This window comes from Rhodoglobus galactosidasius, from assembly GCF_054957775.1.
In genome coordinates, this window is sequence record NZ_JBQIAV010000001.1 from 17,994 (window position 1) to 40,377 (window position 22,384).

Consider the following 22,384-nt stretch of genomic DNA (forward strand, 5'->3'; position numbering starts at 1 on the left):
GCTGCGACCTACCGTCGAGAAATGACTCGATACCAAGTAGATAGCGACGCCGTTCTCAGTGCCACCGGAGCGGTGCAGAACTCCATCAGCAGGATCCAAGCAGAGGTTTCCGGGCTACATGGCCAGCTCACCAACCTTCAGGGTTCGTGGACCGGGCAAGCAGCGACGGCCTTCTCCACAGTGGTCACAGATTGGAAGGCCACCCAGCAGCGGGTTGAAGAGAACCTCGCGGCCATCAATCACTCCCTTACGCAGGCAGGCCAGCAGTATGCGGAGATCGAGGCAGCCAACGCTCGCCTCTTTGCGCGCTAGAGCCGCTGTGGCGGCTGCCGCCCGTTAACGCCAGAATGGGCACCTCCCGAAGGAGACGCCCATTCTGTGTACAGCGGTGAAACTGTGTAAAGCAGTAAGACTTAGAAGTCCATGCCGCCTGACGGGTCACCCATGGGTGCCGCGTTCTTCTCAGGCTTGTCAGCAACAACAGCTTCGGTCGTGAGGAAGAGACCAGCGATCGACGATGCGTTGAGCAGCGCTGATCGAGTTACCTTTACCGGGTCGTTGATGCCAGCAGCGAGCATGTCGACGTATTCGCCGGTTGCTGCGTTGAGGCCGTGACCGATGGGGAGGTTGCGGACCTTGTCAGCAACAACACCAGGCTCCATACCTGCGTTGAGCGCGATCTGCTTGAGCGGTGCATCGATAGCAACGCGAACGATGTTCGCTCCGGTTGCTTCGTCGCCGACCAAATCAGCCATTGCCTGGCTGTCGAACGCGATCTTGCCCGCCTGAATCAGGGCCACGCCACCACCGGCGACGATTCCCTCTTCAACAGCGGCCTTTGCGTTGCGAACTGCGTCCTCAATGCGGTGCTTGCGCTCCTTGAGTTCAACCTCAGTTGCCGCACCTGCCTTGATTACTGCAACACCACCGGCGAGCTTGGCGAGACGCTCCTGGAGCTTCTCACGGTCGTAGTCGCTGTCAGTGTTGTCGATCTCGGCACGGATCTGCTTGACGCGACCTGCGATCGCCTCTTCTTCACCAGCACCTTCGATGATCGTGGTCTCGTCCTTGGTGATAACGACCTTGCGGGCGCGACCGAGGAGTTCGAGAGTTGCGTTCTCCAGCTTGAGGCCAACCTCTTCTGAGATGACCTGACCACCGGTGAGGATCGCAATGTCAGCGAGCTGAGCCTTGCGACGGTCACCGAAACCGGGAGCCTTGACAGCAACCGATTTGAAGATGCCACGGATCTTGTTTACAACCAGAGTTGCAAGCGCTTCGCCGTCAACGTCTTCAGCAATGATGAGCAGCTGCTTGCCGCTCTGGATTACCTTGTCGACGATGGGGAGAAGATCCTTGATGTTCGAGATCTTGCCGTTGACGATCAGAACATAAGGGTCTTCGAAGACTGCTTCCTGACGTTCCTGGTCGGTGACGAAGTATGCCGAAAGGAATCCCTTGTCGAAGCGCATACCTTCGGTGAGCTCAAGCTCGGTGCCGAACGTGTTCGACTCCTCTACGGTGACAACACCTTCCTTGCCGACCTTGTCGATCGCCTCAGCGATAAGTGCACCGATCTCGGGGTCACCAGCAGAAATGGATGCGGTAGCCGCGATCTCTTCCTTGGTCTCGATCTCTTTGGAGCTAGCAATCAGCGCCTCGATTACCGAGTTGGTGGCCTTTTCGATACCGCGCTTGAGGCTGATGGGGTCTGCACCCGCAGCAACGTTGCGGAGGCCTTCGCGAACGAGAGCCTGTGCAAGAACAACAGAGGTCGTCGTACCGTCGCCGGCAACGTCATCCGTCTTCTTTGCTACCTCTTTGACGAGTTCAGCACCGATCTTCTCGAAAGGATCGTCGAGCTCGATCTCCTTAGCGATTGATACACCGTCGTTCGTGATAGTGGGAGCGCCCCACTTCTTCTCGAGAACAACGTTGCGACCGCGTGGGCCGAGCGTGACCTTTACGGCGTCGGCAAGAATGTTGAGGCCGCGCTCGAGGCCGCGACGGGCCTCTTCGTTAAAAGCAATGATCTTTGCCATGTGTGTTTCTCGTCCCTCCCGGACGTCGTACAAGCGAATAAGTTGGCACTCGAACTGTGCGAGTGCCAAGGTCAAAATTAGCACTCGATAGGGGCGAGTGCAAGACAGCCCGGCGCACTTGCTGCGGTCGGCGGCGCCTCAGTTCCGCTGTGCGCGGATGTGAGCCTTCGCAGGCGAGTGTCGCTGTGCGTTCTGACGCTTAGCGTTTGCCGTTCGGCTGTTTATTCGCCGCTGGCGAGGTAGTCGGTGCCGAGCACGATGGTGAGTTCTGCGGCGGGGAATACGTCGGCTTCTACGAAGCGGATGGATCCGATGCCGAGGGCGCTGACAAGGCCGGAGGCTACGTCTTCGTCGTCGGGGCTGCTGTAGTAGACGTAGGTGTCTTCGATATCGCGGGCTGAGGCTGGGGCGGCACTGCCCATCGGCCATCCGGCGGTGGTGAGTTCGTCGAACACGCTTGTTTGTAGTGCGCTGTCGGGGCTTCCGTTGAGTACGTCGATGGTGAGTGCTCGTTCGGGGTCGATGGTTGCGGGGTCGGTGAGGGGTTCGACTGTTTCGACGGGTTTGGGGGCGGCGGCTGGGTCTTCGGGGGTGGCGAAGAGGGGGATGCCGAGGTCGTCGTCGAGGTATTGGCTCAGGGCGAAGAGTCCGCCGAAGACGAGCACACCGGTTGCGAGCAGTGCCCAAGCGAGGCCGATCCAGCCGCGTCCGCGTCGTTTGGGTCCGCGGTGGGCTCCTACGCGTTCGACGTCGTCGGGCGTTTCGTCGAATCGATCTTTCGGGTAACTCGCCATTGCTTAGTCTGTCAATTCTTCGTTGTGGTGGTTGGCAGTGCGCACGGTGCGGTTGGGCATCCGGTTGTCTCGGTTGCGGCGCAGTCGCGAGACCAGCATCGGGTCGTATTTTACGGCTGCTGGTGCGTCGATTACGGCGTTAAGTATTTGATAGTAGCGCGCACTTGATACGTGGAACTGGGAGCTGATTGCCTCTTCTTTGGCGCCAACGTGTCTGGTCCATTCGCGTTCGAAGTCGAGGATCTGAATTGCGCGTTCGGGCAGGCCTGTAGTGGCGTGCGACGCGGATTCAGCTTCAGACACGGCAAGACCTCCAATATGCACGCAATCCTAGGGCGTTCTGTCTCTGTGATTGCCCAACGACTCGGCTTGGCGGCCCAATTCGGGGTCGTCGAGGTTAGGATTGCCTTAGTACCCGATTTCTCCGATTGGCCTTCATGCGCATACGACTTTTCGCCACTGCTGTGGTGTTGTCTTGTGTCGCGCTTGTGGCTAGCGGATGCTCGACCGCGACGATCGCGGAGAGTCCGGCGGTCACGGTCACGGCTGATCCCGGCACTCCCCTAGCCGGGTTGGCGACTCTGGGCGATGCCAAAGATTACAGCGGGGTTATTCGCGCAGCCCTCCCTTCATCCGGTATTTCTGCTCCGGATGCCGTGCCTGAGCAGTCATTGCCGGCTACGGTGATGTCGCACGATCTCAGTGGCGATACGTCCGTGACTGTCACGTCGACTGACCGCGTCATTGCTATGGATATCTCGGGGTCGATTGCGGCGACGATTGCCGGCCTGGGCTTGCTTGATTCTCTGGTTGCGCGTGACATTTCGACGACGTTTGATGAGGCTGCCGCGTTGCCTGTGATTACGTCGAGCGCACACACGCTCAACAGTGAAGCGATTCTGGCAATGCGCCCGGATCTGATTCTGACGGACGGCTCAATTGGCCCGATTGATGTGGTGTTGCAGTTGCGTGATGCTGGCATTGCTGTGGTTTTTGTTGAAACGGAGCCGTCCGTTAATGGGGTTGCCGAATTGGCACGTCAGACTGCTGCCGCGTTGGGTGTTCTTGCGGCCGGCGAGGTGCTTGCTGAGCAGTTGAGCACCGAGATCGAGGCGAAGATCACTGAGATCGCGGGCATCGTTCCGCGCGGTGAACGCTTGCGCATGATGTTCCTCTACTTGCGGGGCACATCGGGCGTCTACTACCTGTTCGGCCAGGAGTCGGGTTCCGATGTGCTGATCAGCGCTCTTGGTGGCGTGGATGTCGCTGCCGAGATCGGTCTTGAGGGCATGCGTCCGATGACGGATGAGGCGATGGTCGCGGCGAACCCTGACCTCATTTTGGTGATGACTAACGGTCTCGCAAGTGTTGGCGGCGTGAGCGGACTGCTCGAGGCCCGCCCTGCAGTCGCGCTCACCGAGGCGGGCAAGAATCAGCGTTTTGTCGAGATGGATGATGGCGAGATTCTGAGCTTCGGCCCGCGTACGGTCACGGTGCTTGATGCTCTCGCGCGTGCGATCTACGCGCCCGCTTCTGGGACGTAAGCGGGCCAGCTGACGAATGGTCGCGACAGTCTGAACAGCCCTCTCGCGACCGTTTGATTATTGCTGGTCTTGCTCGCGGATGGTTCCGCGCCGACGGCTGAAGAGGTAGACGACTCCGACTCCGACGGCGATAGCCACGCCCCCCAATGCCACGACGGTGTTGCGTGCCAGCACGCGGTCGACCGCGTGAGGCTCGGGCATGCAGTCGCTGGTGGCGCTAAACGACAGTGTGATGGGGTCGAACTGCTCGCCAGCGGGGTAGGTGCCGAACGCGGCGGACCCTGCCTCGGTGAGGGTCGCGGGTGCAGCATCGAGCGTTGCGATGTCGCCGGCAACAGTGAGGTCAGAGGTTTCGATGTCCGCGAATTCAACTCCGGTTTCGTCGACCGGGGTTCCGTCTTGTGTTGTGCCAGAGACATCGAAGATGAGGTGTGCCGTTGTGCTGCCATCAAAGCGCAGTTCGAGTCCGCTGAGGGTGGTGTCGAGAACGCCATCGTGACCCATGAAGCGGAGACTTCCGTCGAAGGAGAGAGTGCCGCTACCCGCGTCCAGTTCGCCCGCGCCTCCGCTCCAACCAAAGCTAGGGGTCTCGTAGCGGGCGCCGTCGCTCACTGCCCATTCTCCGTTGGCGATGGTGCCGCTGATGTATGACCGAAGCGACTCCTTGACGCCCCAAGTGATGACGGCATCCGAGATCTGGCAGACGCTGTCTTCGGCAGCAAGGGTCACGTCGGTTGTCGCAGAACGAGCGCCCGCGGCGTCCGACTCCGCAGCGTTGCCAACCATCGGCGTGAGCGCGATGACAATGGCGGTCACGATGAGTGCTGCAGGTCCGAGCACGCAGACGTTGAGACCGCGCACTAGTGGGCCGCGCGATACATGGACTGGTGCATGATGGTGGCCTCTTCATAGAGGTCGCCGAATGATGCGAAACCGTATTTCAGGTAAAGCGGAACGATGTATTCCTGCGCGTGCAGCATCATCGCTTCACTGCTGAAGTCTTCGACGATGCGCTCCATGATGATCTGGGCGAGGCCCTCGCCACGGCGATCTTCGCGCACAACAACCCGGCCGATGACGCGGTGGCCATCCAGATATTCGGCGGTTTCATTGTAGAGAACGCGGATGTAGGCGGCGACACCCTGCTCATCGGCTATCCAGTAATGCCCGGTGGCATCTTCTTGATCGCGGTTGTCGAGTTCTTCTTCGTCGACTTTTTGCTCAACAAAAAATACGTCTGTGCGCAGTTTCATGATCGAGTAGAGCTCGGTTGTTGTTAATTCGCCCCAAGATTTGGCGATCACGGAATCATTCAGCACACAAACGAGTTTAATGTACTGGGCAGCGAAAGCTGACGAACAAGGAGACCACTATGGCTTATAAGGTGAATAAGACTGACGAGCAGTGGCGCGAAGAGCTCGGGCTCAAGTATTCGGTGCTGCGCGAAGCTGGCACGGATCGCCCTTGGTCTGGCGCGCTTCTCGACGAAAAGCGTGAGGGTACGTACCGCTGTGGCGCATGTAGCGCTGAACTCTTTAAGAGTGGAACGAAGTTCGATTCCGGTTCGGGTTGGCCAAGCTTCTATGAAGCGATCAACCCGGATGCCGTGGAGCTTCGCAAAGACAGCTCGCTGGGCATGGTGCGCACCGAAGTTCTCTGCGCAACCTGTGGCTCGCACCTGGGTCACCTCTTTGATGACGCCGACCAGACCCCGACCGGTGACCGTTTTTGCCTGAACTCGAGCTCGCTCGCGTTCGACGAAGAGGACTAGTTCGACCGCGGTTGGGCACCCCTCCGCGGGTGCCCAACTTAGTCGGGAAGTTCTGGTCGCGCCGTTCTGGTGACACCGTGCTGGTGACTAGACGAGCATCCCCAGTGGATTCTCAATGTGGCGAACGAACGCGGAAAGCCATTGGGCTGCGAGCGCACCATCGAGCACTCGATGGTCCGCCGATAGCGTCACCGTCATGATTGTTCCCACTTCGATCGCGCCATCGACTACGACGGGCTGTTGACGCGCAAGTCCGACAGCGAGGATCGCCGACTGCGGTGGGTTGATGATGGCCGAGAACTCGGTTGTGCCGTACATGCCGAGGTTACTGACGGCAAAGCTGCCGCCCTCAAGCTCGTGTTGCTTGATGCGACCTGTTTTGGCGCGTCCGGCCAGATCGGCAACACCGCGTGCGATCTCTGTGAGAGTTTGGCGCTCCACTGACCGCAGAACGGGAGTGAGCAATCCGCCTTCGATGGCGACCGCAACCGACATATCGACGGTTGAGTAGCGGGTGATGGCGCTTTCTCCCCATGTCGCGTTGGCGTCCGGCACATCGATGAACGCCATCGCCGATGCCTTGAGCACGAAATCGTTAATGGAGACCTTGACGGATGCGGATTCGTTGACTTCTTTGCGCAACGCGACGAGTCGATCCACGCGGCAGTCGGCGACGAGATAGAAATGCGGCACCGTCGATTTGCTCTCGGTGAGCCGGCGGGCGATCGCCTTGCGCATGCCGGTGTGCGGCACCTCGGTCGTGGCACCAGCGGATTCCACCGCAGCGACTGCCGCTGCAGGGGTGGGTGCGGGTGCCGACTGGGGTGCTGCTTGAGCCGCCTGCGTGGCAGCACTGAGTCCGTCGAGGTCACGGCGAACGATGCGGCCACCAGGGCCGGATCCGGCGACAGCACTGAGGTCGAGACCTTGCTCTTTGACGAGACGGCGCACGAGTGGGCTGATGAATCTTCTGCTCTGGTCTGCAGACTCTGCTGCGGCTGGACTCGCAACGGAAGCAGCGGTCTCCGATGCGGGGTTGACGTCCGCTTGGCCGTTGTCGAGAGGAGCAGCTTCTGTAGAGCTCTGCCCTCCTAGACCGTCGAGCTCAACATGATCAGTGCCCTCCCCCTCAGCGCCGACAAGCAGAATTGGATCGCCGACGCGGACGTCTTGTCCCTCGGCAACCACAAGCTTCAGTACAGTGCCGTCGACCTCGGAGGCGTACTCAACGTTCGCCTTCTCGGTTTCCACTTCGGCAATGGGCATGCCAACGGTGATCGCCTGGCCAACGGTGACCATCCACGATTGAATTGCGGCCTCTGTTGTGCCCGCAAGTACCTCGGGCATCCGTACGACTGTCGACATCAGTTTCCCCCCATTCCGCGGCGTACCCGTTCGAGACCGGCGACGACTTCTTCGGTGCGCGCGATTGCCGCGCGTTCGAGCACTCGGGAGATGCTGGGGCTTGCTTCGCCGCCAGTTACCCGCTCGATGGGCTGATCGAGCCAGTCGAAGAACCGCCGCTGCAGTTCGTCGGCAAGCCATCCACCGTACGACGTGCCCTGAGCTCCCTGTTCGACAATCAGCACGCTGTTGGTCTTCTTGATGCTGGCACCGAGCGTCTCCCAGTCGATCGATGCGCGGTCAAGCCACCGCAAGTCGACAACTTCGGCGTCAATTCCGGTCTGCTCGACTGCCTCGAGCGAGTGGCGCACCATGGAGAGGTAGCTGATGACGGTGACATCCGAACCTTCTCGTTTGATGCCCGCCTTTCCGAAAGGCAATTGGTAGTCGAGGTCACCGGCGGGAATTTCTTCGGTCTGGCCGTAAAGATCAACGTGCTCGATGACTAACACCGGGTCTTGCAAAGCGAGCGCAGTATTCATCAATCCGATGTAGTCCGCGGCAGACGATGGGGCGACGATGCGCCATCCTGGGCTGGTCGCAAAGATACCGGCTGGGTCCATGAGGTGCTGCGAGCCGTAGCCAGAGCCCATCGCGACTTTGGTGCGCAGCACGAGCGGCACCGGGTTCACTCCGCCGAACATGTGGCGGGCCTTTCCGATTTGGTTGAAGACCTGATCGGCGGCAACCCACAGGAAGTCTGGGTACATGAATTCGACGACGGGGCGGAATCGGCCGTCCAGCGCCAAGCCAGCGGCAAGCCCGGTGAAAGCGTTCTCGCTGATGGGCGTGCCAAGAATGCGGTCGGGGAACTTCGCGACAAGACCCTTAGTCGCGCCGTTGGTGCCGCCCTTGAGACGGTGAATGTCCTCGCCCATGACGACGATGCGGTCGTCCTCGGCCATGCGACGAGCCATGACGGAGGCGATGGCGTCAACAAATTTCACGGTTTCGGTTTCCCCGGTGGCACCGATTGGTTCCAGCGTTCTGGCATCGGCCAGCTCGCTGGTGTCGCCGCGAACGCCGACATTGACGAAGTCGACGTCGGGCCACAGCTCGGGGCGAATTCTGCGCTTGCCAGCTGATTCCGGGTCCGCCTCGAGCAACGGGGCAACTGCCGCGGTCATGGCCTTCTGCGCCTGCTCGCGCACCGAGTCAACACCGGCCTGATCGATGAGCCCGCGGGCGATCATCTGTCGCGCCACGAGCAAGAGTGGGTCGCGCTCGCGCCACTCCGCCTCTTCCTTCTTTGAGCGATAGCCGAAAGCACTTCCCGGGACCGAACCGTTCTGGTGGAAGAAGCGGTAGACCTCGGCCTCGACGATGGCCGGGCCACCGCCCGAGCGCATGACCTCTGCGGCCTGTTGCATCGCGAGATGAACGGCGAGTGGATCCATTCCATCGACTCGCCAAGACGGGATCGAGAAACCCTGGCCGCGCACAGACAGCCGGGTGTCGGCGACGCTTTCTGAAATGTTCGTGGCGACCGCGTAGATGTTGTTCTCGATGAAGAAGCAGACCGGAAGCTTCCATGCGGCAGCGAGGTTCATGGACTCAAGTACGGAGCCGATCTGGCTGGCACCGTCGCCGAAATAGTTGATTGTGAGGTCGGTGGTGTCGGAATGCATCTGCGCCCAGGCGTTGCCTGCCGCCATCGGGGCGCCGCCACCAACAATGGCGTTGGTGCCGAGTGCGCCAGCTTCGAACCACTGGAGGTGCATCGAGCCGCCTCGCCCGGCGCAGTAGCCCTGCGAGAGTCCGAGGATTTCGGCGAGCGTGCGCTGAAGCACGGTCTGGATCGGCTCAGTCACGAGCGACTCGAGATCGAGGTTGCCGTCTGAGACGTGCGTGATTGCCTTGGCGAGGAATTGGTGGTGCCCGCGGTGAGAGCCGTTGACGGCATCGCTTGTGCGGAGCCCAACGATGGAACCTACCGCGCCACCCTCTTGACCGATGCTGGAGTGGGCTGGGCCGTGAACCAAGGATTCACCGGCGAGCTCAAGCACGGTTTCCTCAAACGCACGAATGAGGTGCAGTTCACCGAGCATGGTCGCCAATAGGGCCGCATCCGCGGATTTCCAATCGGCTGCAGTCGTGGTGAGTTCCACCCACGGTTGACCAGTTTCAAGACGTCGCTGTTTTGGCATAGTGGCCACGATAGCGCAGTATTGAATCCAATCCAAGAGACTACTCAAGAAAAACCTCGAATTAGTTCGAGTAATGAGTCATAATGTATCCAATAACATCTGTGCAAAGGAGCAAGTATGAGCGCGGGACTACCGGGAATGCGGGGCATCGACCACATTGGGGTGACCGTGCCTGATCTAGATCAGGCGGAGCGGTTCTTTGTTGACGTGCTCGGCGCCGAACTCATCTACACTCTTGGCGCAAAACAGGCTGACGATGACTGGATGCAGGTAACCCTCGGAGTGCATCCGCGCACGGTCATTCGCGAGATCCGGTTTCTCCGCCTCGGCAATGGCAGCAATCTCGAACTGTTCAAGTACGACTCCGCGGACGGTCAAGCCGATAATCCACGCAACAGTGATATCGGCGGACATCACTTCGCGATCTACGTTGACGACCTCGACGAGGCCATTGAGTACCTGCGCACTCAGGGGGTAGAGCTCATGGGAGAACCGGTGGCAAGCGGCAAGCTGGCAGAGGGGCAACGCTGGCAATACTTTCGCAGTCCTTGGGGAATGCAGTTTGAGCTCGTCAGCTTTCCCCAAGGCAAGGCCTACGAACAAAATTCTCCGCGCCTGCTGTGGCACCCGACGCGTCCGGCAGAATGAGAGTCATGGCAACGACTCAGCCCTCCACCCACGGCGGTGCCGGACTCCGCATCGCGGACGACCTGCGCACCGCAATCCTCGACGGCCAGTATGCGCCGGGCGCGCGAATTCGACAGGAAAATCTCGCCGACCGCTACGGTGCAAGCCGGCTGCCCGTTCGTGAGGCGCTGCGCATGCTTGAAGGCGAAGGCCTCGTCAGACTCGTAGCAAATACCGGAGCATGGGTAACTCACTTGAGCCTCGCCGACTGCGAGGAAATGTATCAAATTCGGGAGCGAATCGAGCCACTTCTCCTTCGCTATAACGTTCCGCTGCTCAGCGACGTTCAGATCGACCACTTGGATGCGCTCGCGACGCAGATGGAACACGGCGACGATGTTGAACATTTTCTCGCCCTTGACCGCGAATTCCACCTCGGGTCGTACGAGGCAGCCGAGACGACACTGCTCACAGACACCGTGCACCAACTGTGGAATCGCACCCAGCACTACCGCCGCGCGTTCATGCAGGCGTTCAGACCGAGCGACCGCAGCGTGCACCACGAACATCATCTTCTGGTTGCGGCGCTTCGACGTCGCGACGTCGACGAAGCAGAGCGCATTCTCGCTGCCCACATCCGGCGCACACGTTTTGAGCTCTCGCGGCATCCCGAAATCTTCGCGGACTGAACTCCGCGACTCCCTACCCACCACCAAATTTGAGGAGCACCCCCATGGCCATTGCCACGATTAACCCCGCGACGGGAGTCATCGAGAAGACCTTCGAGCCGCACAATTTAGACGAGGTCGAGCGCAGGATCACCGCAGCCCAGAGCGCGTTTCTCGAACTGAAATCCACCAGCTACGAGCAGCGCGGGCACTGGATGCGTGCGGCCGCCGACCTGCTCGACGCTGAGGTCAACGCAACGGCGCGGATGCTCACCATCGAGATGGGCAAGCCCATTGCCCAGTCGAAGGCCGAGGTGCTCAAGTGTGCCAAGAACATGCGGTTCTACGCCGACGAGTCCGAAGGCTTCCTTGCCGAAGAGAAGCTCGCCGACCCGAGCTCGGTCAACGCCTCGAGCGCGTGGACTCGGTATGACCCTCTCGGCGTTGTGCTCGCAGTAATGCCCTGGAACTACCCGCTGTGGCAAGTCATCCGTTTCGCTGCCCCCGCGCTCATGGCGGGAAACACCGGGCTGCTCAAGCACGCCTCAAACGTGCCACAGTCTGCGCTGTACCTCGACACGCTCTTCGAGCGAGCCGGGTTCCCCGCTGGCGCGTTCACGACACTGCTGATCGGATCGGCAGAGGTCAAAGCGGTGCTTGAAGACCGCCGTGTGAAGGCAGTGACCCTGACCGGGTCAGAACTCGCCGGGCGGTCCGTTGCGTCGATCGCAGGTGAACAAATCAAGAAGGCTGTACTGGAGCTAGGAGGCTCTGACCCATTCCTCGTCATGCCGTCGGCTGACGTGGATGCCGCGGCGACAATAGCCGTCAAGGCGCGCATCTCGAACAACGGCCAATCGTGCATCGCGGGTAAGCGCTTTATCGTGCACACGGATGTTTACGACGAGTTTTCTCGCCTACTTAGTCAAAAAATGGCGGCACTAGTGGTCGGAGACCCGCTCGATCCAGCAACTGAGGTCGGTCCGATCGCGACAGAGTCTGGCCTCAGCGACCTGGCAGAACTCGTCGATGACGCGGTCGCGAAGGGTGCCGAGGTACTCGTGGGAGGAAGCGCACCAGAGGGACCCGGCTTCTATTACTCGCCAACAGTCTTGGCCGGCCTCACCGACGATATGCGCATCGTCATGGAGGAAACCTTTGGACCCGTCGCTTCACTGTACCGGGCGGCCGATCGCGCCGACGCACTTGCAATCGCCAACCAAACCACGTTCGGTCTGTCTAGCGCCGTCTGGACCCAGGATTCCGAAGAGGAAGAGTGGTTCACTCGCAATCTCGACGCCGGCGCTGTGTTCATCAACGGCATGACGATCTCCTACCCGGAGTTGCCGTTCGGTGGCATCAAAGACTCCGGTTACGGTCGCGAACTTGCTGCGGCCGGAATCCGCGAATTCTGCAACCTGAAAACGGTCTGGAAGGCGTAACACCGCCCCCATTGAGCATGGCCCGCGTGCCGGTAGCGCGGGCCATGCATCACAGCGACAGGAGTGAACGCCCATGGCAGGAATGAGAATCGCGGTGCTGGGCACCGGCGCGAACGGTGCATCGCTTGGTGCTGATATGATCCGCGCCGGGCTCGACGTGACGTTCATCGACCAGTGGCCCGCCAACGTTGAAGCTATGCGAGCCAGCGGGCTGACGGTGCATCTTCCCAACGGAATAAGCGAAATGACCCCGGTCACGGTCTACCATGTCTCTCAAGTCGCCGAGCTTCGCAAGCCCTTCGACCTAGTCTTCACCTCAGTGAAAACCTATGACACACGCTGGGCCACCGAGTTGATCAAGCCCCTCCTTCACGAGTCATCTTTAGTCGTCGGACTTCAGAACGGAATGACGATCGATGACATCGCAAACATCGTCGGCAGTGATCGGTCGGCGGGCGCAGTCCTCGGAATCGCGGCCAACATGGTCACCCCTGGAGTGGTCGTACGTCAGGTTTCACGGGACCAGACCTGGCTGACCGTTGGATCCATGGATGGCGGTCGAACCCCCGCGCTCGAGGCCGCAGCCGCAGCACTTGGGCATGCTGGCAAGATTTCCATCTCCGACGACATCCGCGCTTCAAAGTGGATGAAGCTCATCGCCAACATCCCCGAAATGCTTCCGTCGGCGATCCTCAACGTCCCACTCCTCGAAGCAAGCCGCATTCCGGGCGTACGAGCGGTGATGGATGCGGCGTCCCGTGAGGCCTATCGCACGGCGAAAGCACTCGGCATCGCGATGGTCCCGATCTTTGGGAAGACCGCCGAAGAAGTGCCCGATTCTGACCAATACGGCATCGACCTGCTCGACGCCGTACTAGAGCGCTACTCGCTGCCGGATACCCGCGTGGCCGTACTTCAAGACTGGGACAAGGGTCGGCGCGCCGAACTCGACGCCTTCAGCGGTTATGTCGTCGCCCAGCAGCAGACGCTCGGGACTCGTGCGCCGGTCAACGAAGCGATCCTGCGAATTGCCGAACACATCGAACGCGGAGAACTCGCACCCGACCCATCGAACGCCGCGCTCCTCATCGAGGCTGGCACGAACGCGCCGTCCTGAATCGAACAGATCAGAGGAATCCCCCATCCAGCGGCCGTGGAAAACGCGAGCAGAGCGACAACCATAAACCCCGACAGAAGGAGCGAACATGACTCGAATCGGATTCCTCGGACTCGGCATCATGGGTAGCGCTATGGCTGGGCGACTCATCGCCACCGGTCACGAGGTGATCGTGTGGAATAGGTCGCCGGAGGCCGCCGACGTTCTCGTGGCGGCCGGCGCTGCACGGGCGGCTACGGCCGCCGAGGCCCTCGCCGCACCTATCTCCTTGTCAATGTTCGCAAATGACGCAGCCGCAGAAGCAGTCTTGACACCCGAGGCCCTGACCGGTGTGTCCGGCCGCATCCACGTCAACATGGCCTCAATCAGCCCCGCCACAGCAGACCGCCTCGGCGACGTGCACCGCGGCGCGGGCGTGGACTACGTTGCCGCCCCGGTGCTGGGGCGGCCGCCAGTCGCCGCGGCAGGAGCGCTCAACATCATCGTCGCTGGCCCGGAGTCGGCGCTTAAAACTGTGAACCCCATCCTCGACGCCCTCGGTTCGCGGGTGTGGCAGTTCGGGGCGGAACCCCGCCGCGCCAACGCAACTAAAATCGCGGTCAACTTCACGATTCTCCATGCCCTCCAAGCGCTCGCCGAAGGCGTGACTCTCGTCGAGGCACACGACATCGATGCGAGTGACTTCGTTGACCTGCTGTCGGGCACGCTCTTTGCCGGAGTCGTTTACAGCGGCTACGGGCCTGTCATTGCAGAACGGCGCTACAGTCCCGCGCTGTTCGCCCTGCCGCTCGGGCTCAAGGATCTCGGCCTTGCCGAGGACCTCGCCGCCGAAGGCGGCGTGGTCCTGCCTACGGCGGCGATTCTTCGCGATCGTTTCGAGCGCGCGCAGGCAGATCCGACCTTGGCCGACCTCGATTGGGCGGCCGTCGCAGAAGTTACGCGTCGTCCGGATCACGATCTTCACACAGGCGAACAGCCGGTCGAGAAGAGTGTTAGCACCGACCACACTAATGAAGCGCCCTGGCCAGTGGCCTGAGCGCTTCATTATTGTGCGTGGTTATGTACTTACTGGATGACCATTCCACCGTCAATCATCAGCAGCTGGCCCGTCATATAGTCGCTGTCGGGACTCACGAGGAATCCTGCCGTTCCGACGATGTCTTCTGGGTACGAGTAGCGCTTCATAAGGATCATGTTTTCCGCTATGTCATCCATGGACTGACCCGGCTTCTTGAACATGCCCATCTCGACCAGATCCTTGTCCAACTGCGCCCAGAGTTCGGTGGCCACGACGCCCGGGCCGTAGCCGTTGACCGTGATGTTGTGCTCAATGAGCGACTTGGCTCCGGCCTTAATGAGCCCCAACACGGCGTGCTTGCTCGCCGTGTAGACAGTAACGTCGACGAATGCTTCACGCGACAGGATAGAACCGACATTGACAATCTTGTAGGGGAAGTCCTTCTTGCCCTGGGCCTTCATCTGCTTGGCTGCTTCTTGCATACACACGAGCGTGCCCCATGCGTTGACATCCATGATGCGCTGCCAGTTCTCCTCGGTGATGTCGAGGAAGAACAAGGGCTTGTTGATGCCCGCGTTGTTGAGCAAAACGTTGATGCTGCCGAACTCTTTGACGGTGTGCGCAACTGCTGCAGCAGCATCCGCACGCTTCGTCACGTCGAGTTTCACCGAGGTCGCGACCCCGCCGGCGTCGTTGATCTCTTTCGCAACAGCAGCAGCACCCTCTTCGTTGACGTCACCGAGGCAGACTTTCGCCCCCTGAGCTGCGCAATATTTGCCAACAGCCGCGCCCATCCCCTGAGCTCCGCCAGTGATGAGTATGTTTTTGCCTGCAAGTCGAGTGGTATCCATGACCCTATTTACCTTCCAATGTGATTACGTTCTTCGCTTATTAATTCAGTTAGTACTTGTTGGCAACAAAGAGTTCTTGTGCCGGAAATTTCGTGAGAACCTGCACGCCAGTCCGAGTAACAACGACTTCCTCTTCAATACGAGCCGCTGAAATGCCGTCAGAGGCGGGGCAATAGGTTTCCAGCGCGAACACCATGCCGGCTTCAATTTCGACCGGATTTGTCAGCGAATTGAGCCGTGAAATGATCGGGCGTTCATGGAGGCCGAGCCCCAAACCGTGACCGAACTGGAGCCCGAAGCCTTCCATTTCATTCGCAATGCCAATGTCGGTGGCTTTTGGCCACAACTTGGCGATCTCGTCGGTGCCGACCCCTGCTCGCACCGTCTCGATCGCGGAATCCATCCACTCGCGCGCGCGCGAGTAGGCGTCATGCTGAGCTGGCGTGGAGCTGCCGACGGAGAAGGTGCGGTAGTAGCAGGTGCGGTATCCGTTGAACGAATGGATGATGTCGAAGAAGGCTTGGTCGCCTGGTCGAATAATGCGGTCAGTGAAGTTGTGTGGGTGCGGGTTGCAGCGCTCGCCAGAGACGGCGTTGATGGCCTCAACCTGCTCGGAGCCCATCTCATAGAGTTTTTTGGATGCGAGAGCGACAATCTCGTTCTCGCGAACGCCGGGACGCAGCGCTTGAGCTATGTCGTCGTACACCCCATCGACCATGGCTGCAGCTTGGCTGAGCAGCATGATCTCGTCGACGTTCTTTATGGCGCGTGCATCAAGCATCGACTGCTGGATATCGACAACCATGAGTCCCTGCGCCTGCATCTCGAAGAGGAAGGCGGGCTCGACGAGGTCGACACCTACGGGCATGCCGGCAACTCCTGCGTCGGCCAATAACCCCTTGATGGTGGTGACTGCTTCCTTCATGAGGCCCACGTCTGGGTTTACTGCGCCGCGAAGTCCGAGCATGCCGGCGTGGCTATGGCCTTCTGCCAGCCAGGGGGAGAAGAGTGCGTGGTGTTTCGCTGCTGATCCAAAGTCCCACAGATGCGGCTTGCCGTCACGGGTCAGCAGGGCGTACCTCGACATTTTGTCGCCGAGGGCGCCACCAATCCAGGTCTGGGTTGAGTAGCGGATGTTGTACTGGTCAAAGAAGAGGAAGGCGCCACATTCGCTCGCTTCCAGCGACTGCATGCTGCGTGCAAGGCGATAGTTGCGAAGTCGGTCGAAGTCGACGCGCTGTTCGAAGTCCACTGCCATGTGTCCGTGCGACGGAATCATCCGGTTGTCGAAGTCCAACGCTGGCGATATCGGCTGGGTATCGAAATTATTAATCATGACAGTGTCTCCTGGAAGATGTTAATAAGTACTGGGCGTCGGCTGGGCGAGCAGTGCGCTCACCCAGCCGACGGCAGTTAGTTGTAGCTATATTTAGTTACTGAGGTGGGTGGTTACCACTCAGGTGCGACGGCTGCGTCTGTTGCGTTGTCCATCGTGACCTTGACGGAAGGCATGAAGAGGTTCTCTTCTACCGCTCCGCCGGTGAGCACGTTGTGGGCTACAACGACAGCGTTCTCGCCATCCCATGAGGACGACTGGAACACGGTGCCGTACAGGTCACCGGAGATCACGAGCGGGTTGCCCAAGAAGGTGTTACCGATGGACGTGATGATCATGCTGGAAGGATCGATACCACGAGCCTTGAGTGCATCGATCGCACCGGCAACCATGGTGTCGTCCGCTGCGTAGATTCCCTGAACGTTTTCTGCGCCCACTGATGTCAGCATTTCTGATGCCGCAATCTGTGAGTCATCCTTGTTCCAGTTACCTGGCTGCTCTGCCAAGATCGTAATGTTTGTGCAGTTGTCGGCGATGTAGTCAGCAAAACCGTCGTGGCGGTTGATTGCCGTCGAGTTTCCGGTCTGGCCATCGATCACGAGGATGTTGGTGGGCGCGCCATCGGCGGCGTCACACATCATCTCGGCCGAAGCAACACCCTGTCCGTATGTGTCGGGGCCTGAGTAACCTTGAATCAGGCCCTTGTCCTCGGCGTTCACGTCGGAGTTCGTTGCAGTGACGGGAATTCCCGCTGCTTCTGCTGCGGCGAGACACGGTCGAACTGTGTCGCCAACGGCGGGCCACAAGATGATCAGGTCGGGCGCGGCTGCAACTGCAACTTCGCAGTCACTTGCCTGTGTGTCGGCGTCGTACTGCGAGTTGGTGATCGTCAGTTCGATCCCCAGCTCGTCAGCCTTGGCCTGCATCGCTGGCAGGTAGGTGGTGCCGTACGGCTGGTCCGTTCCCTGAGGAAGGAGTGCGTACACGTTGAAGCTGTCCGACGAGTCAGCTGATGTGTCAGCTTCCTCGGTCGCTGCACAGCCGGAGAGCGCTAGCCCTGCAACCGCAAGCGCCGCTGCTGCGGGGAAAAGGATGCGATAACGTCGCATTTTATGCCTCTTTCTGTTGACTACTGCTGTTTGTGGTTCCGTCAGGGTTGACGGGCCGATGCTCAGGTGTGAGCCTGAGTCTTCTCGCGACGCTGGAACCAAGATCGGATACTGGTCAGTGCTGCGCGAAGTTGTGTGGGGTCGGAAATGACCGCGATGAGGAGGATGGAACCGATAAAGATGTCCTGGATGTCCACCTGCACGCCAGAGAGGGTCAGGGCGACTTGGAGGATACCGAGCGAGAATGCACCGATCAAAGTTCCCAGAATCGACCCGCGGCCACCGTTGAGCACGACGCCGCCAATGATGGCAGCAGCGAAACTTGCGAGAAGCACCGAAGATCCTGCGGTCGGGTCGGCCGCGGTCCGCTCGAGGGTGTTGATGACCCCGGCGAGTGCAGCAACGAATCCAGAAATCATGAATCCGGTGAAGATTCGACGGCGAACAGGAATTCCAGCATCGAATGCTGCTTGGCGGTTGCCTCCCACTGCGTAGGACTCCCGACCTGCGCGCACTTTGCTGAGGAAGATCTGGAGAGCAATGAACGCGACGATGAAGATCAGCACTCGTGGGGTGATTGGCCCGAGAAGCGGTGTTCCAAATGCGATTCCGGCGTCGATGTCGGCGATTCGCACGGGCTTCGCATCCGAGAGCACGAAAGCGAGGCCTCGAAGCGCAAACAACATTCCGAGCGTTGCGATGAACGAGTTGATTCCCACGTAGAAGACGAAGAAAGCGTTGATCATTCCGATGACGATGCCTGCCGCCAGCGCGGCGACTACTCCGAGCCAGATATTGGGCATGCTGGCCATGATTACGCCGGATACCGCCAGCGTGCTGGCAACGCTGAGGTCAAGTTCACCCATCAGGATGACCGCAGTGAGGCCGAGCGCGACGAGACCGATCAGGGCGATACGACCGAGGGTGACCGAGTATGCCGTAAACGTCGTCGGTTCCAAGATGGCCACGAGAACGACCACGATCACCAGAAGGGCGACGCCTCGACCTTCGGTTCTCCGAGCGATGCCAACTTTGAGTTTGTTGACGACGCCAACGGTTTCTTTGCCGAGCCGCATGGGCTGTGTATCGGTCACTTCTTGGTCACCTTTCGTGCGAGAGCATCAACAGAAACGGCGACCACAATGAGCGCGCCAATTGCCATCTGCTGTAAGCCAAATCCAATACCGGACAGAACAAGGATGTTGGTGAGCACGCTGACGAAGATCACGCCTAGGAGAGTTCTCAGCACGCTACCTTTGCCGCCGAACACGCTGGTACCACCGATGATGATCGCGGCGAGTGCGCGGAAGTCGTAGCCGTCAGACATCGTTGAAACTGCCGTGTTGGAGAATGCCGCGAGCACAAAGCCAGCGAGCATGGCGGAGATCGCCGTAATCACAAACGCACCGATGACGACCAATGGCGTATTCACACCCGAGAGGCGAGTCGCTTCCTTGTTGGAGCCAAATGACCTCACAACAAATCCAAAGTTCGTGCGGGTCAAGACAAACCACAGGATCATCGTGATGATGAGCAGCACGATCGCGGAGAGCGGGATCGCACCGATCTTGGCCTGCCCGAACGCGCGGATTGGGCCGTCCTCGGGCCCAAAGAAAATGCTTCCGCCGGAGAGCCATCGAAGGATACCGAGCCCGATAAATGTCGTTGACAGGGTCACGATGACGGCGTTCGCCTTGAACACTCCGACGGCGATGCCGTTGACAACGCCGTAGAGGACCGCGACGAACAATGCGACAGCGAAAGCCAGGGGCAGCCCGTAGTCGTTGCTGACACCGATGAGGATGACGGCCGCCGTTGCCACTTGGGCCACAACCGACAGGTCAAGGTAGTTGGCGCTGATCACAACAAAGGTCATGCCCACGGCGACGATTCCAATCGGAGCCGCCCGATAGAAGACGTCAGTGATATTAATGAGGGACGCAAAACCGTTGACGAAGATGACGCCAAAAAGGATCAGCAGCGCGGTGAACACGAAGACACCGCGTTCAGAAATCCACACCAAGAGATTGAACTGGTTGCGCTTTATGCCAACCTCGCCAATTGTCTCGATCGATTGTGTCGTCATTAGGCACCCACCATCTTTTCGCCGGACGCCAGAGACATCACAGATTTTTCGTCCGCTTCCGCCGCGGAGAGTGTCCCCATGATTCGGCCGTCACGGATGACGTGAATCACGTCGGAGAGTTCAAGCAGTTCTGGAAGGTCGGAACTCACGACTAGCACTGCGGTGCCCGTGTCTGCGAGTTCACGAACAAGCCGATGAATCTCTGCCTTCGCGCCGACGTCAACACCACGGGTTGGCTCGTCGAGGACAATCAGTCGAGGCTTTCGGCCCAACCATTTCGCTATGGCGACCTTCTGCTGGTTTCCTCCACTGTATTCGCCGACGTTGCGTTCAATCTGCGGTGGCCTGAGCGCGACAGCGGCGGCAAGTTCGGTGACGAACGCAGTGGTTTTCTTCCTCAGCTGAACCCCGAAGACGGAAAGCTCACGCCGATTCGGAAGAGCAATGTTGTCGGCGACGGTCATGGTCAATGCAAGGCCATCGGTTCTGCGCTCTTCTGGCACATAGCCAATTCCTGAGCGCACAGCAACCTGGTAGCTGGTGAGGTAGCGGGGGATTCCATCTACGGTGATGAACGCGCTTCCGGCCGTTCGCACATCGGCGCCAATAATCGCACGTACGAGTTCCGTTCGTCCAGCACCGACGAGTCCGCCCAGCCCAACGATCTCACCGGATCTGACGTCAAGGTCAACTCCGTTTACGTTGTGTGCCCGAATGCCCCTCGCGGACAGAACGAGTTCGCCGGAAGTTGAGTCTCTCCGCGAATCAAGATCTTGCTTGAGCTCCTTGCCCACCATGTTCTCGATGACCGCTCCAGGAGTAGTGTCTTCAATCCGCGTAACGTCAACAACCTGTCCATCACGAAGAATGGTAACCGCATTACAAATTCGGAAGACTTCAGGGATGCGATGTGAAATGTAGATAACCGCCATACCCTTTGCTGCCAGACGCTGCAACATAGCAAGGAGGTAATCCGTCTCGGCTGGCGTGAGAGTGGCGGTCGGCTCATCCAAGATGAGCACCCGCGGCTTGCGCGCCACCGCACGGGCGATCTCCACAAACTGTCTGAGCGAGACGGACAGGCGGGAGATCGACTCATCGAGGTCGACGGAGACGCCGATCTCTTCGAGGGCCGCTGCGGCCGTGGCACGGAGCTCTGCGGCGCGAATGAATCCGAACGATGTGGGTGTTGACCCCAAGAGGATGTTCTCGGCGACCGTCATCTCTGGGATGAGGCTAAGTTCCTGATGCACGAGCGCGATTCCTGCGTCGAGCGCAGACTTGGCTCCGCCGGTCAATGGAACACCATTCACCGAGACGACGCCCTCGTCTGGAATCAGGATGCCAGCGAGCACGCGCATGAGTGTTGACTTGCCTGCGCCGTTTTCACCTACAACAGCATGAATCTCACCCGGGGCAACCGAGATGCTAACGTCATCGACCGCAAGAGCGCCACCGAACCGCTTAACGATTCCGTTCGCTTCGAGCGCCGGCCGGGAATTGTCAATCGTCACTGCGGTCAACCTCCATTGGTTGAGTGAACTTGGGTGTGAAGCCCAGTGTAAACACACACAGCACACTTTGTCGATGCAAGCGGGAATTCCGCGCTAGAGGTCTCGTTCACGCACAATATCGGGTGCTATTTGCCCGACTGTGTGCATATTGTTCTGCCATAGAGAACGCGCACCTTGTCAGGCGGCATCGAAGAAGGCGTGGGGCGAAGGCTACAGACCGTGGTGGTAGCCGTCGGATTCGGTCTTCGAACCGAACGGGTCCTGCTGTCCAACGGCATCCAACACGAACCAGACGGCGACGACGGGCGTCGAGCGGCTATTCCAGAATCGGTGAGGAGTGCTGGAGTCGAAGGCAATAGAGTCGCCGGGTTGCATTTCTGCCACCCCAAACCCCACTTGAGCGTTCAGCGATCCAGAAATGATGATGCCGTATTCGCGACCGTTGTGGCGGATGAAGTCGGTTGGTGGTTCGCTCCCTGGCGCAGCGTCGTAGATGACTTCGATGAACTCTGTTCCAACCTCGGGCTTAGCGGTTAACCGCTCCCACCGTGGGCCTGAATGCAAGTTGATTGTTGGCCGCGATGCCCCGCGGAGAACAATGCCGGCTTGGTCTAATGGCGTCTCAGATGAGGTTGCTGTCGACTCGTCGCCGAGCACGTCAAGATCACCATCGCCCGACAGCACCTCCCCGAAGAGACTGTCCATGGAGATGCCGAGCACACTGACAACGTTGTAGAGCGTTCGTACGCTGAAAGAGGCCAAACCGCGTTCTACTTGAGAAACGTGGCTTGCTGAAACTTCAATACGGCGCGAGAGCTCGCGGACGCTCATGCCAGCGGATTCGCGGGCCAACCGGATTCGTTCACCGGCAGTTGACCAGTCGCTATCGGTCTCGTTGTCGGCCACTTCTGATC

General features: G+C 59.6%; 22 protein-coding genes. 8 read left to right on the forward strand and 14 right to left on the reverse strand.

From position 1 onward, the window contains the following. The first annotated feature begins 21 nt into the window (after positions 1-21). The gene (locus tag ACTJJW_RS00115; protein ID WP_462641964.1) at positions 22-312 is read left to right on the forward strand and encodes a WXG100 family type VII secretion target; all 291 of its coding nucleotides are present in this window, start codon (positions 22-24) and stop codon (positions 310-312) included. A 101-nt stretch (positions 313-413) separates the two neighbouring features. Here ACTJJW_RS00115 and groL read toward each other — a convergent pair whose 3' ends face one another. From groL to ACTJJW_RS00130, 3 genes are all read right to left on the reverse strand, one after another. Next, on the reverse strand, positions 414-2,042 hold the full coding sequence (groL, locus tag ACTJJW_RS00120; protein ID WP_010203551.1) for a chaperonin GroEL: 1,629 nt from the start codon (positions 2,040-2,042) through the stop codon (positions 414-416). 221 nt (positions 2,043-2,263) lie between these two features. Then, entirely contained in the window at positions 2,264-2,836 is a 573-nt protein-coding gene (locus tag ACTJJW_RS00125) for a LytR C-terminal domain-containing protein (RefSeq protein ID WP_462641965.1), read from the reverse strand. Between the two features lie 3 nt (positions 2,837-2,839). Further along, positions 2,840-3,139, reverse strand: a complete 300-nt coding sequence (locus tag ACTJJW_RS00130) for a DUF3263 domain-containing protein (RefSeq protein WP_462641966.1) — start codon at positions 3,137-3,139, stop codon at positions 2,840-2,842. Between the two features lie 134 nt (positions 3,140-3,273). On the opposite strand from ACTJJW_RS00130, the gene ACTJJW_RS00135 reads away from it, so the two are divergent. Further along, on the forward strand, positions 3,274-4,380 hold the full coding sequence (locus tag ACTJJW_RS00135; RefSeq protein WP_462641967.1) for a heme/hemin ABC transporter substrate-binding protein: 1,107 nt from the start codon (positions 3,274-3,276) through the stop codon (positions 4,378-4,380). Positions 4,381-4,437: 57 nt separating this feature from the next. On the opposite strand, the gene ACTJJW_RS00140 is transcribed toward ACTJJW_RS00135, so the two are convergent. Both ACTJJW_RS00140 and ACTJJW_RS00145 read right to left on the reverse strand, forming a co-directional pair. Then, entirely contained in the window at positions 4,438-5,241 is an 804-nt protein-coding gene (locus ACTJJW_RS00140) for an HtaA domain-containing protein (protein WP_462641968.1), read from the reverse strand. Next, entirely contained in the window at positions 5,241-5,699 is a 459-nt protein-coding gene (locus tag ACTJJW_RS00145; RefSeq protein WP_462641969.1) for a GNAT family N-acetyltransferase, read from the reverse strand. Before ACTJJW_RS00145 ends, ACTJJW_RS00140 begins: the two co-directional genes overlap by 1 nt. A gap of 53 nt (positions 5,700-5,752) precedes the next feature. On the opposite strand from ACTJJW_RS00145, the gene msrB reads away from it, so the two are divergent. Further along, the gene (gene msrB / locus ACTJJW_RS00150; protein WP_462641970.1) at positions 5,753-6,151 is read left to right on the forward strand and encodes a peptide-methionine (R)-S-oxide reductase MsrB; all 399 of its coding nucleotides are present in this window, start codon (positions 5,753-5,755) and stop codon (positions 6,149-6,151) included. An 87-nt stretch (positions 6,152-6,238) separates the two neighbouring features. Here the strand turns inward: msrB and ACTJJW_RS00155 are convergent, their stop codons facing one another. Both ACTJJW_RS00155 and ACTJJW_RS00160 read right to left on the reverse strand, forming a co-directional pair. Next, a complete protein-coding gene (locus ACTJJW_RS00155) occupies positions 6,239-7,516 on the reverse strand; it encodes a dihydrolipoamide acetyltransferase family protein (RefSeq protein ID WP_462641971.1) in 1,278 nt (425 codons plus the stop codon). Next, positions 7,516-9,702: an alpha-ketoacid dehydrogenase subunit alpha/beta gene (locus ACTJJW_RS00160; RefSeq protein ID WP_462641972.1), complete on the reverse strand. Its 2,187-nt coding sequence runs from the start codon at positions 9,700-9,702 to the stop codon at positions 7,516-7,518. Before ACTJJW_RS00160 ends, ACTJJW_RS00155 begins: the two co-directional genes overlap by 1 nt. Before the next feature lie 117 nt (positions 9,703-9,819). On the opposite strand from ACTJJW_RS00160, the gene ACTJJW_RS00165 reads away from it, so the two are divergent. The 5 genes from ACTJJW_RS00165 to ACTJJW_RS00185 all read left to right on the forward strand — a co-directional run bounded on the left by ACTJJW_RS00165 (position 9,820) and on the right by ACTJJW_RS00185 (position 14,592). After that, positions 9,820-10,350 carry a VOC family protein gene (locus ACTJJW_RS00165; RefSeq protein WP_462641973.1) on the forward strand — a complete coding sequence of 177 codons (531 nt, stop codon included), beginning with the start codon at positions 9,820-9,822 and terminating at the stop codon, positions 10,348-10,350. Positions 10,351-10,355: 5 nt separating this feature from the next. Beyond that, entirely contained in the window at positions 10,356-11,018 is a 663-nt protein-coding gene (locus ACTJJW_RS00170; protein WP_462641974.1) for a GntR family transcriptional regulator, read from the forward strand. A 44-nt stretch (positions 11,019-11,062) separates the two neighbouring features. Then, positions 11,063-12,439: an NADP-dependent succinic semialdehyde dehydrogenase gene (locus ACTJJW_RS00175; protein ID WP_462641975.1), complete on the forward strand. Its 1,377-nt coding sequence runs from the start codon at positions 11,063-11,065 to the stop codon at positions 12,437-12,439. Positions 12,440-12,512: 73 nt separating this feature from the next. Next, positions 12,513-13,556: a ketopantoate reductase family protein gene (locus ACTJJW_RS00180; RefSeq protein WP_462641976.1), complete on the forward strand. Its 1,044-nt coding sequence runs from the start codon at positions 12,513-12,515 to the stop codon at positions 13,554-13,556. 88 nt (positions 13,557-13,644) lie between these two features. Continuing rightward, complete coding sequence (locus tag ACTJJW_RS00185; RefSeq protein ID WP_462641977.1) at positions 13,645-14,592, forward strand: NAD(P)-dependent oxidoreductase; 948 nt, start codon at positions 13,645-13,647, stop codon at positions 14,590-14,592. Between the two features lie 29 nt (positions 14,593-14,621). Here ACTJJW_RS00185 and ACTJJW_RS00190 read toward each other — a convergent pair whose 3' ends face one another. The 7 genes from ACTJJW_RS00190 to ACTJJW_RS00220 form a co-directional block, all read right to left on the reverse strand. Beyond that, on the reverse strand, positions 14,622-15,425 hold the full coding sequence (locus ACTJJW_RS00190) for an SDR family NAD(P)-dependent oxidoreductase (RefSeq protein WP_462641978.1): 804 nt from the start codon (positions 15,423-15,425) through the stop codon (positions 14,622-14,624). A 49-nt stretch (positions 15,426-15,474) separates the two neighbouring features. Further along, positions 15,475-16,761 carry a M24 family metallopeptidase gene (locus tag ACTJJW_RS00195; RefSeq protein WP_462641979.1) on the reverse strand — a complete coding sequence of 429 codons (1,287 nt, stop codon included), beginning with the start codon at positions 16,759-16,761 and terminating at the stop codon, positions 15,475-15,477. Positions 16,762-16,874: 113 nt separating this feature from the next. Next, complete coding sequence (locus ACTJJW_RS00200) at positions 16,875-17,870, reverse strand: sugar ABC transporter substrate-binding protein (RefSeq protein ID WP_462641980.1); 996 nt, start codon at positions 17,868-17,870, stop codon at positions 16,875-16,877. Positions 17,871-17,932: 62 nt separating this feature from the next. Next, positions 17,933-18,964: an ABC transporter permease gene (locus ACTJJW_RS00205; RefSeq protein WP_462641981.1), complete on the reverse strand. Its 1,032-nt coding sequence runs from the start codon at positions 18,962-18,964 to the stop codon at positions 17,933-17,935. Further along, positions 18,961-19,956 carry an ABC transporter permease gene (locus ACTJJW_RS00210; protein ID WP_462641982.1) on the reverse strand — a complete coding sequence of 332 codons (996 nt, stop codon included), beginning with the start codon at positions 19,954-19,956 and terminating at the stop codon, positions 18,961-18,963. The genes ACTJJW_RS00205 and ACTJJW_RS00210 overlap by 4 nt, the downstream gene beginning before the upstream one ends. After that, complete coding sequence (locus ACTJJW_RS00215; protein WP_462641983.1) at positions 19,956-21,470, reverse strand: sugar ABC transporter ATP-binding protein; 1,515 nt, start codon at positions 21,468-21,470, stop codon at positions 19,956-19,958. The genes ACTJJW_RS00210 and ACTJJW_RS00215 overlap by 1 nt, the downstream gene beginning before the upstream one ends. A gap of 210 nt (positions 21,471-21,680) precedes the next feature. After that, positions 21,681-22,376 (reverse strand): helix-turn-helix domain-containing protein, encoded by a 696-nt coding sequence (locus ACTJJW_RS00220; protein ID WP_462641984.1) that lies wholly within the window; start codon positions 22,374-22,376, stop codon positions 21,681-21,683. Between the last annotated feature and the right edge of the window lie 8 nt (positions 22,377-22,384).